The sequence below is a fragment of the Pseudarthrobacter sp. CC12 genome, assembly GCF_039907755.1.
Taxonomy (GTDB): Bacteria; Actinomycetota; Actinomycetes; order Actinomycetales; family Micrococcaceae; genus Arthrobacter; species Arthrobacter niigatensis.
Genome location: NZ_JARDJH010000041.1, coordinates 31779 through 41804 on the forward strand (window position 1 = coordinate 31779; position 10026 = coordinate 41804).

The window sequence follows — 10026 nt, forward strand, 5'->3', positions numbered from 1 at the left end:
ATTACCAGCCTGAACTTCATGGACAGCGTTCCGGTACGAACCCTAGGCTGGCGTCCATGAAGCTGACCAAATACACCCACGCCTGTGTCCGGCTCGAGAAGGAGGGCGGGGTCCTGGTCCTCGATCCAGGCACCTTTTCCGAAACCGCAGAGGCGCTGCCCGGAGCGCAGGCTGTCCTGGTAACCCACGAACACGCCGACCATCTGGACACCAAGGCCGTGGTGGAAGCCCTGCACGGCAACCCGGACCTCGAGCTCCACGCTCCCGCGGGCGTGGCACAGCAACTGCGCGAGGATGCTCCAGGCGCCGCGGACCGCATTTACACCGTGGAACCCGGCCAGTCCTTCCAGGCGGCGGGCTTCGAGATCCGCAGCTTCGGCGGCCAGCATGCCCTGATCCACCCGCAAATTCCCATGGTGGCCAATATCGGTTTCCTGGTGGACCAGAATCTCTACCACCCAGGGGATTCCTTCGTCATCCCGGACGGAATCCAGGTCCAGACACTCCTGGTGCCGCTGCACGCGCCCTGGAGCAAGGCCGCCGAGGTAGTGGACTTTGTGATCGGCGTGCGTGCGCCGCGGGCGTTCCAGATCCATGACGGGCTGCTCAACGACACCGGTTTGGGCATCGTTGAGGGGCATGTCAAGCGGATCGGGGCCAAGTACGGCACGGAGTACCGGCACCTTGCACCAGGCGAGTCCGTGGAGGTCTAGCCGGTCCAGTCCCCGGTGTCCAGGAAGCGGCTGATTACTGCTTCATGCGGCGCCGGATCCAGCCCCTGGGAAGCCAGCCAGTCCTGGTTCCAGTAGTTGCCCGCGTAGCGTTCGCCGCCGTCGCACATCAACGACACGATGCTTCCCCGGCGGCCCTCCGAGAGCATGCCGGAAATTGTCTGCCACACACCCCAGAGGTTGGTGCCGGTAGACGGCCCGGCGTGCAGTCCGGCATAGGACCGCAGGTGCCGCATCGCGGCCACCGACGCCGCGTCCGGCACCTGGACCATCCTGTCGATGACGGTGGGAATGAAACTTGGCTCCATCCGCGCCCGGCCGATGCCTTCGATCCGGGACGGCAGGCCAGTGGGCTTTCCGGCTGATTCCCCCAGCCAGCCGGGGTAGAAAGCGGAGTTTTCCGGGTCGACCACCAGCAGCCTGGTGGGATGGCTGTGGTAGCGCAGGTACCTGCCGATTGTGGCGCTCGTTCCACCGGTGCCGGCGCCTACCACGATCCATTCAGGCACCGGGTGCGGCTCCAGGTCCAGCTGGCCGAAAATCGATTCGGCGATATTGTTGTTGCCGCGCCAGTCGGTCGCCCGCTCGGCGTAGGTGAACTGGTCCATGTAATGCCCGTTGCAGGTGGCTGCCACGTCTTCGGCCACCGAGTACACGTCAGAGGCGTTTTCCACCAGCAAATACGAGCCGCCGAACTGTTCGATCAGGGCGATCTTCTCCGGGCTGGTGGTGCGCGCCATGACGGCGATGAACGGGAGGCCCAGCAGCTGGGCGAAGTACGCCTCCGAAACGGCGGTGCTTCCGCTGGAGGCTTCCACGATGGTGGTGTCCGCCCTGATCCAGCCGTTGACCAGGCCGAACAGGAACAGCGACCTGGCCAGCCGGTGCTTGAGGCTGCCTGACCGGTGCGTGGACTCGTCCTTGAGGTACAGCTGGATGCCCCAATGTTCCGGCAGCGCCACCGAGTAGAGATGGGTGTCCGCGGAACGGTTGTTCTCCGCCATGATGGTGCGGATGGCCCGGTCCGCCCAGTCCCGGTCCGTTCCGCCGCTGCCCGTGCCGGTGCTGCCCTCGATCTTCACCGCACCAGCCTACCCGCGCAGCCGGATTTGCCCGTCTAGAGTTGGACCGTTGCCTGCGCCGGCAGGCGGCCCGGATCCTGCAGAAGGAGCTCCATGAATCCGCTGATTGACGTCCCCGGCCTTGAAGCCAGGCTCGCCGCCGGGCGCCGGACGGTGCTGCTGGATGTGCGCTGGGCGCTGGGCGACCCGCATGGCCACGACCACTATCTTGCCGGGCACCTGCCGGGCGCCGTGTTCGTTGACCTGGCCACGGAGCTTGCGGATCCGGCCGTTCCGGACCGGGGGCGCCACCCGCTGCCGTCCCGCGCGCGCTTCCAGGAGTCGGCCCGCCGGTGGGGCCTGCGGAATGGTGACGTCGTGGTTGCCTACGATGACAGCGCCAACATGGCGGCGGCAAGGGTGTGGTGGATGCTGCGCGACGCCGGGCTGGCGGAGGTGTACCTGCTCGACGGCGGCCTGGGCGCCTGGCGTGCCGCAGGCTTGCCGCTTGAGGCGGGACCGGTCCATCCTGTTCCCGGCGACGTGGAGTTGGGCAGCGGGCAGATGCCCGTAATCGACGGCGGTGCTGCCGCCACCTGGCCGCAGGGCGGCCTGTTGCTCGACGCAAGGGCGGGGGAGCGGTACCGGGGCGAGGTGGAACCCGTCGACCCCCGTGCCGGCCACATCCCCGGAGCCGTCAGCGCTCCGACCGCTGCGAACGTGGATGGTTCCGGGCGGTTCCTGCCGGCGGCGGAGCTGCGGAGGAGGTTCGAATCGCTGGGGGTCCAGGACAGCCGGCCGGCAGCTGTCTACTGCGGCTCCGGCGTCACGGCCGCGCACGAGGTGGCCGCGCTGGAACTGGCCGGGTTCTCCGCTGCCCTCTACCCGGGCTCCTTCTCGGAGTGGTCAAACCGCCCGGAGCTGCCGGTGGCCACGGGCCCGGAACCGGGAACCGGCCCGGGCCCGGGTGGAAACTCCGGTGGAGCCGGGGGTAGCGTCGCACTATGACACCAGGACGTCCGGTACCACCGCCCCTAGCCAATCCCATCCCACCCGCACCCGCAGGCTCCGAAGTCGGCATTCGCGCTGCCGCCTACGGCGCCGTGTCCGGCGACAGCGGGTTGGTGCCGCTGACAGTCGCCCGGCGCGCCCCCAAGCCGGACGACGTGGAGATCGCCATCGAGTTCTGCGGGCTCTGCCATTCGGACGTCCACGCCACCCGTGGAGAGTGGGGCGGCCAGACTTACCCGTTGGTCCCCGGCCACGAAATCGTGGGAACGGTCAGCAGGACCGGTTCGAACGTCACCGACTTCGCCGTGGGCGACCGCGTCGGCGTTGGGTGCATGGTGGACTCCTGCCGGGAATGTGAGAGCTGCCTGGACGGCCTTGAGCAGTACTGCGAAAACGGCATGACCGGCACCTACGGCGCAAAGGACCGGCGCAACGGCGACGCCATCACCCAGGGCGGCTATTCGTCGTCCATCGTCGTGGACCGCCGCTACGTCCTCCGTGTCCCGGACTCGCTGGACCCTGCCGCCGTCGCGCCGCTGCTGTGCGCCGGTGTCACCACTTTCTCGCCGCTGCGGCATTTCGACGTCGAAGAAGGCGACGTCGTGGGCGTCGTGGGGCTGGGTGGGCTCGGCCACATGGCCGTCAAGCTGGCAAAGGCCATGGGGGCAAAAGTGGTGGTGTTCACCACCTCCGAATCGAAGGTTGCGGCCGCCCTGGAACTTGGGGCGGACGATGTTGTCCTGTCCCGGGACGAGGCAGCCATGGCCGCCGCGAACCGCACCATCGATCTCATTATCGACACCGTCGCGGCACCTCACGACCTGAACCCCTTCTTCCGCACCTTGCGCGTGGACGGAGCACTCTTCCAGCTGGGGCTGCCCTCCGACGCCATGCCGCCGGTCAATCCGGGTGCACTGATCCGGCGCCGCATCGCCTACGCGGGATCACTGATTGGCGGGATCGCCGAAACCCAGGAAATGCTCGACTTCTGCGCGGAGCACCGCGTGGTTGCCGACATCGAGGTGGTGGCCGCCGGCCAGCTGAATGAAGCCTACGACCGGATGGTCGCTGGGGACGTCAAGTACCGGTTCGTGCTGGACACCAGCACGCTGCAGGCAGCAGCCGAGGAGGCAGACGCATGAGCACGCTGTTCACGAAGATCCTGAAGGGCGAAATTCCCGGCCGGTTCGTCTGGCGCGAGGACGACGTTGCGGCGTTCCTCACCACCGGCCCGCTTGCCGACGGCCACACCCTGGTGGTCCCCACCGAAGAAGTGGACCGCTGGACCGACGCGTCGCCGGAGACCCTGGCCCGGGTCATGGAAGTGGCGCGGCGGATCGGTGCGGTCCAGGTGGATACCTTCGGCGCCAGGCGTGCCGGTCTGATCGTGGCGGGCTACGAAGTCAACCACCTGCATGTACACGTATGGCCGTCGCAGAGCATGGCCGACTTCGACTTCGGCTCAGCGGACCAGAACCCGGATCCCGCCGTGCTGGACGCCAACGCCGAGAAGCTGCGCGAAGGGCTCCGGGCGGCCGGTTACGGCGAATCCGTTCCGGCGGCCTGACGGCGGCTTGCTGCGCGGTGCCCGGCCCTTGCAGGCCGGGCACCCAGGGCAGGGCACACGGGGGGCCGCTCAGGCTGGGGCCAAGGCCTTGTTGAGCACGGTCCGGATCCGCTTCTCGGACACGGAGTAGGCAGTTCCCAGCTCGACGGCGAAGAGGCTGACCCGGAGCTCCTCAAGCATCCAGCGCACCTGGGTTAACTCCTGCCCGGCACGTCGTCCGGGCAGCAACGCGGACACGGCATCGTCATAGTCGTCCTCGAGCCGCTGCACCACCGCCATGTTCAGGGCATCGCGCTGGACGTTCCCGGGCAGGCGCTCCAGCCGCTTCTCGATCGCTGCAAGATACCGTGGCAGCTGGCTGAGCTGGGCGTAGCCCGTGCGTGCCACAAAACCTGGATAGACGAGCTGCTCCAGCTGGCTCCTGATGTCGTTGAGCGCGCTGATCAGGGCGAGGCTCGTGGTGCCCTTAAGCTGCTTTTCGATCCGCCGTGTGCTGGCCAGGATACGCTCGACGACGGCGGTGACGGAGAAGACCGTGTCGATCAGTTCCGCGCGCACCACCTCATACAACGCATCGAAGGTTTTGCGGTCCCAGGGGAGTTCAGCAGGGGTGAGCTTGTCGATGGCCGCCAGTGCGCAGTCGGCGATCAGGGCTGCCACCGAGCCGTGCGGGTTCTGGCTGAAAGTGAGTTTCTCGGTATTGCTCAGGTGCTCCAGGACATAGCGGTCCGGTGCCGGAACGCGCAGGGCCAGCAACCTGATCACACCGCCGCGCATGGCGTCGAGCTGTTCCCCGGCCGTCTGGAACACGCGAAGGGACACCGACGTTCCCTGGTCCACCAGCGCCGGATATCCGGTGACCGTGTGGCCCTTGACCATGCTGCTCACCTGGCGCTCAATGGTGCCGACGGTCCATTCGGTCAGGCCGTCCTGCTCGACGAAACCCGCGCTGCCCGGCACTCCGGTGCCCTGCTGACCGGCCGGTGACCCGGCGTCGGACGCCTTGCCGTTGCGGCGCTGCGCAGTGCTGCCGCCGCCCCGCACGGTGGAGGCGGGGGTGGCACCAAGAGACTCGGCGATGGCACGGCGGGTGGCGGGCGCCAGCTGCTCCTGGAGGCCGACGAGGTCCATGCCTTCGCCCAAGACCTTGCCCTTGCTGTCCACCACCTTGAAACTGACGCGCAGGTGCGGGGGAACGGCGTCCCAGTTCCATGAGCCGGGTGGGATGACCGCTCCGCGGATCCGCCGTAACGCCAGTTCCAGCGAAGGTTCCAGTTCGTCCGTGGCGGGATCGAAATCGGACTCGAGCACGGCAACGGCCTGCCGGGCAACATCGGGCGCCGGGACGAAGTTCTTGCGGACCTGCTTGGGCAGCGACTTGATCAGGGCGGTTACCAGCTCCACCCGCTGGCCCGGGATGAGCCAGCGGAAGGGGGCGTCGTCGAGCTGGTTCAGGAATAGGACGGGCACCTCGGCCGTCACGCCGTCGGAAGGGTCGGGCGCGGACCCAGGTGCCACCGGGTGGAATTCGTATGTCAGTGGAAGCTCGAAGCCCTTGTGCAGCCACGTCTTGGGGTAGGCGGACTCGTCCAGGTCCTCGGCGTCGTCACTGAGCAGCAGCGACTTGTCGTAATACAGGAGGTCCGGGTCCTCCCGCCGGGCGTCCTTCCACCACTTGTCGAAGTGCCGTTCGGAGACAACATCGGGGCCGATCCTGGCGTCGTAGAACTCGAACAGCGTCTCATCATCCACCAGCAGGTCCCGCCGGCGCATGCGGGCCTCAAGTTCCTCCACCTCGTGCAGGAGCGCCCGGTTGCGGTGGAAAAACTTGTGGTGGGTGCGCCAGTCACCTTCCACCAGGGCGTGCCTGATGAACAATTCACGGGCAACCACCGGATCCACCCGGCCGTAATTGATTCGCCGCTGGGCGATGATCGGAACGCCATAGAGGGTGACCTTTTCATAGGCCATGACTGCGCCCTGTTTGGTGGACCAGTGTGGTTCGCTGTAGCTGCGCTTCACCAGGTCCGGGGCTACCTGTTCGGCCCATACCGGATCGAATTTGGCGGCCACCCTGGCCCAAAGCCGGCTGGTCTCCACCAGCTCGGCCGCCATGACAAACGTGGGGGACTTCCTGAACAGCGCCGATCCGGGGAAGATCGCGAAGCGGCTGCCGCGGGCGCCGGCATATTCGCGCTTGCGCTCGTCCAGGATGCCGATGTGGCTCAGGAGTCCGGAGAGCAGGCTGATATGGATGCCGTCGTGGTTGCCCACGGGATCCGCCAGGCGCTTGTTGTCCAGCGTGATCCCCAGCGGACGGGCCAGCTGCCGCAGCTGGGTGAAGAGGTCCTGCCATTCCCGCACGCGCAGGTAGTTGATGAACTCGGTCCGGCACAGCCTGCGGAAAGCCGATGACGACAGCTCCTGCTGCTTCTCCTGCAGGTAGTTCCAAAGATTGAGGTAGCCGGTGAAGTCCGAGTTTTCGTCCCGGAAGCGGTTGTGCTTTTCCGCAGCCAGTTGTTGCTTGTCGGTTGGCCGTTCGCGCGGGTCCTGGATGGTGAGCGCGGCCGCCAGCACCATGACTTCGCGGACACAGCCCCTCTTTCCCGCTTCCACGATCATGCGGCCCAGGCGGGGATCCACGGGGAGCTGGGCAAGTTTCTGCCCGACGGCGGTCAGGCCGCCGCCCGTGGTTCCGCCCCGGCCGGCGGCTGCTTCAGGCTTGGTGCCGGTGCCGTGGGCTCGAGGGGGTGCCAGGGCGCCAAGCTCGCGAAGGAGGGTGACGCCGTCGTTGATGGCGCGGGTTTCCGGCGGTTCGACGAAGGGAAAGTCCTCGACGTCCTTGGGACCCCTGGCCACGCCCATGGCCGTCATCTGGAGGATGACGGCTGCGAGGTTGGTCCGCAGGATCTCAGGGTCGGTGAACCGGGGCCGTGATTCGAAGTCTTCCTCGGAGTAGAGGCGGATGGCGATGCCGTCGGAAACACGGCCGCAGCGGCCCGAACGCTGGTTGGCCGATGCCTGCGAGACGCGCTCGATGGGCAGGCGCTGGACCTTGGTGCGGTGCGAATACCGGGAAATGCGGGCGGTGCCGGTATCGATGACGTACTTGATGCCGGGAACCGTCAGGGACGTCTCCGCCACGTTGGTGGCCAGCACGATCCGGCGCTTGCTGCCGGGATGGAACACCTTGTGCTGCTCCTGCAGGCTCAAGCGCGCAAAGAGCGGAAGGATCTCGGTGTTTGCCAGCCTGCGGTTGGACTGGATGCGGGCCTGCAATGCTTCTGCGGCGTCCCGGATTTCGCGCTCACCCGAGAAGAACACCAGGATGTCACCCGGGGCTTCGGCGGCAAGCTCGTCCACGGCATCGCAGACGGCGTCCAGCGGATCCCGGTCCTCTTCAAGTTCATCGTCCGAGGCGTCTTCTTCATCCTCTTTCGGCTGCGAGAGGGGGCGGTAGCGGATTTCCACCGGGTAGGTCCGGCCGGACACCTCAACAATGGGGGCCGGGTCTTCCGGGGTGCCGAAGTGTTGGGCGAACCGTTCGGGATCAATGGTGGCCGAGGTGATGATGACCTTCAGGTCGGGCCGCTGGGGGAGGACCCGCTTGAGGTAGCCCAGGATGAAGTCGATGTTGAGGCTGCGTTCGTGGGCCTCGTCAATGATGATGGTGCTGTACTTCCGCAGCAGCTTGTCCCGCTGGATCTCGGCGAGCAGGATGCCGTCGGTCATGAGTTTGACCTTGGTCGCCTTGCTGACCTCGCCCGTGAAACGGACCTGGAAGCCTACTTCCTGGCCGATCTCGACGCCGAGCTCCTCCGCGATGCGCTCCGCTACCGTCCGCGCTGCCAGCCGGCGCGGCTGGGTGTGGCCAATAAGGCCATGCTCGCCCAGCCCCAGCTCCAGGCACATCTTGGGGATCTGGGTGGTCTTTCCGGAGCCGGTTTCGCCGGCAATGATGGTCACCTGGTTGGCGGCGATGGCGGCCATCAGGTCCTCGCGGCGCTCGGAAACCGGCAGCTCAGCGGGATAGGAGATATGAAAAGTCATGGCTGCAGACAGTCTACTGCCGTGGGGAACCGCCTCCTTCGGCTCCGGGCCGCCGGCCGCCCTCAGGCAGGGCCGCTGCCAGCACCGGGAAGCGGTTCGCCGGCTTCCTCCGCGGCGGCCCGCGCGGTGTCAACAAGGATGCGCCAGGGTCCGGTGAGGGCTTGTTCGGGGAGGGCAGCCCTGCGCTGCCCTGCGGTGATGGAGTAGATGAAGCGGTCCGGCTGGGGCGGCGCGAAGGCCGCCGCTGCTGCCCGTGGGGTGCTGGGAACCGCATCCCACGGGCAAGCCTCGACGAGGGGCTGCCACTGGCTGAGGTCGCTGTCTGTCCGGGCGTCCACCGTCCATACCCGCGTGATCGCCGCGATTCCGCCCGTGCGTTCCACCTTGATCTTCATGGCCTGGCCCCTGGGCTTCCATCCGGACCCGGAGCCGATGGAGGGGGCGCCGGGGCAACGGTTAAAGTTTGACCTTTACAGTTTCCCACGCCGCCCCTACGGCGTCATGCTCCGTTGACCCGGAACCGAACAGGTCCGTGGCGGCACGCACCGTGGCACGGGCGAAGACGCTGAAGGTTGCCGACGGTGGCAGGGAACCGTTGGTCAGGGTCTCGTACCAGATGCGGCCCGGGGCCTCCCACGCGTAGCCGCCCAGCGCGTCCGCCACCAGGTAGAAGGCACGGTTGGGGATGCCTAAATTGATGTGGACGCCGCCGTTGTCTGCGCTGGTCCGGACGTAGGAGTCCATGGAGTCAGGCTGCGGGTCCTTGCCCAGGACGTCGTCGTCGTATGCGGTCCCCGGCGCTTTCATGGACCGCAGCGCCTGTCCCTGGACCTTCGGCGTGAAGAGCCCTTCCCCGATCAGCCAGCTGGCCTGCGCTGCCGTTTGGTTCTCCACGTGCTGCTCAACGAGCGCGCCAAAGACGTCGGACATGGATTCGTTCAGGGCGCCGGCCTGGTTCCGGTAGGCAAGCCCGGCCGAGTACTGGGTGACGCCGTGGGCCAGTTCGTGCCCTATGACGCTCAGGGACTTGGTGAACCGTTCAAAGACATCTCCGTCGCCGTCGCCAAAGACCATCTGGCTGCCGTTCCAGAAGGCATTGTCGTACAGCTTGCCAAAGTGCACCGTGGCGTGCAGCTTCAGTCCGCGGCCGTCCACCGAATCCCGCCCGAAGGCGTCGGCATAGAGCCGGTGAGTGGATCCGAGCCCGTCATAGGCTTCGTCAGTTGCGGCATCTCCCGTGGCGGCTCCGCCTTCCTTGCGGACAGGATTGCCTGGGAGGGTTTCCTCGCCGCCGGCATCGTAGATGGCCCGCTTGACCGGCCCCGCCTTGTCCTGCCGCAGTCCGGGCGGAAGGGCCGGAACAGCCTGTGAACGGGCCGCCTGGAACGATTCGACGTGGACCAGTGCTTTCCTGGCGGCGCTGGCCGCGGAAGAGAACTCCGGCGCATCCTGCTGCGCAAGCCGCCGCAACATGTACGGCGGAACGATTGAACAGAACGGAACGTGCATGGCGTACCCCCTCATCTAGGTGTATTGACCACAGACGTTAGTGACGCCCGGCGTGGTTTGGTGACATGAAGAAGACCTCCGGGTGGAGTGGGGCTTG

General features: G+C 66.8%; 8 protein-coding genes. 4 read left to right on the forward strand and 4 right to left on the reverse strand.

Annotated elements, in window-relative coordinates; translation table 11 throughout:
* Positions 1–56: 56 nt before the first annotated feature.
* Complete coding sequence (locus PV772_RS19995) at positions 57–713, forward strand: MBL fold metallo-hydrolase (protein WP_141160032.1); 657 nt, start codon at positions 57–59, stop codon at positions 711–713.
* On the opposite strand, the gene PV772_RS20000 is transcribed toward PV772_RS19995, so the two are convergent.
* On the reverse strand, positions 710–1813 hold the full coding sequence (locus tag PV772_RS20000; protein WP_347887328.1) for a PLP-dependent cysteine synthase family protein: 1104 nt from the start codon (positions 1811–1813) through the stop codon (positions 710–712). The genes PV772_RS19995 and PV772_RS20000 overlap by 4 nt on opposite strands.
* 93 nt (positions 1814–1906) lie before the next feature.
* Between PV772_RS20000 and PV772_RS20005 the strand changes: the two genes are divergently transcribed.
* Genes PV772_RS20005 through PV772_RS20015 form a run of 3 tightly spaced genes read left to right on the forward strand, consistent with a single transcriptional unit; the run spans position 1907 to position 4370 of the window.
* Positions 1907–2800, forward strand: a complete 894-nt coding sequence (locus tag PV772_RS20005) for a sulfurtransferase (RefSeq protein WP_347887329.1) — start codon at positions 1907–1909, stop codon at positions 2798–2800.
* Positions 2797–3945 carry an NAD(P)-dependent alcohol dehydrogenase gene (locus PV772_RS20010; protein ID WP_347887330.1) on the forward strand — a complete coding sequence of 383 codons (1149 nt, stop codon included), beginning with the start codon at positions 2797–2799 and terminating at the stop codon, positions 3943–3945. The genes PV772_RS20005 and PV772_RS20010 overlap by 4 nt, the downstream gene beginning before the upstream one ends.
* Complete coding sequence (locus PV772_RS20015; protein ID WP_141160035.1) at positions 3942–4370, forward strand: HIT family protein; 429 nt, start codon at positions 3942–3944, stop codon at positions 4368–4370. The genes PV772_RS20010 and PV772_RS20015 overlap by 4 nt, the downstream gene beginning before the upstream one ends.
* Before the next feature lie 69 nt (positions 4371–4439).
* Here PV772_RS20015 and hrpA read toward each other — a convergent pair whose 3' ends face one another.
* The 3 genes from hrpA to PV772_RS20030 all read right to left on the reverse strand — a co-directional run bounded on the left by hrpA (position 4440) and on the right by PV772_RS20030 (position 9929).
* Positions 4440–8420: an ATP-dependent RNA helicase HrpA gene (gene hrpA / locus PV772_RS20020; protein WP_347887331.1), complete on the reverse strand. Its 3981-nt coding sequence runs from the start codon at positions 8418–8420 to the stop codon at positions 4440–4442.
* A 62-nt stretch (positions 8421–8482) separates the two neighbouring features.
* Positions 8483–8815, reverse strand: a complete 333-nt coding sequence (locus tag PV772_RS20025) for a protealysin inhibitor emfourin (protein ID WP_347887332.1) — start codon at positions 8813–8815, stop codon at positions 8483–8485.
* Positions 8816–8876: 61 nt separating this feature from the next.
* Positions 8877–9929, reverse strand: coding sequence for a M4 family metallopeptidase (locus PV772_RS20030; protein WP_347887333.1), 1053 nt, complete (start codon positions 9927–9929; stop codon positions 8877–8879).
* Positions 9930–10026: the final 97 nt, after the last annotated feature.

Excerpts from the sequence above, each read along its gene's own strand:
- PV772_RS19995 (WP_141160032.1), top strand. The coding sequence starts at position 57 with ATGAAGCTGACCAAATACACCCACGCCTGTGTCCGGCTCGAGAAGGAG.
- PV772_RS20005 (WP_347887329.1), top strand. The coding sequence starts at position 1,907 with ATGAATCCGCTGATTGACGTCCCCGGCCTTGAAGCCAGGCTCGCCGCC.
- PV772_RS20010 (WP_347887330.1), top strand. The coding sequence starts at position 2,797 with ATGACACCAGGACGTCCGGTACCACCGCCCCTAGCCAATCCCATCCCA.
- PV772_RS20015 (WP_141160035.1), top strand. The coding sequence starts at position 3,942 with ATGAGCACGCTGTTCACGAAGATCCTGAAGGGCGAAATTCCCGGCCGG.
- hrpA (WP_347887331.1), bottom strand. The coding sequence starts at position 8,420 with ATGACTTTTCATATCTCCTATCCCGCTGAGCTGCCGGTTTCCGAGCGC.
- PV772_RS20025 (WP_347887332.1), bottom strand. The coding sequence starts at position 8,815 with ATGAAGATCAAGGTGGAACGCACGGGCGGAATCGCGGCGATCACGCGG.
- PV772_RS20030 (WP_347887333.1), bottom strand. The coding sequence starts at position 9,929 with ATGCACGTTCCGTTCTGTTCAATCGTTCCGCCGTACATGTTGCGGCGG.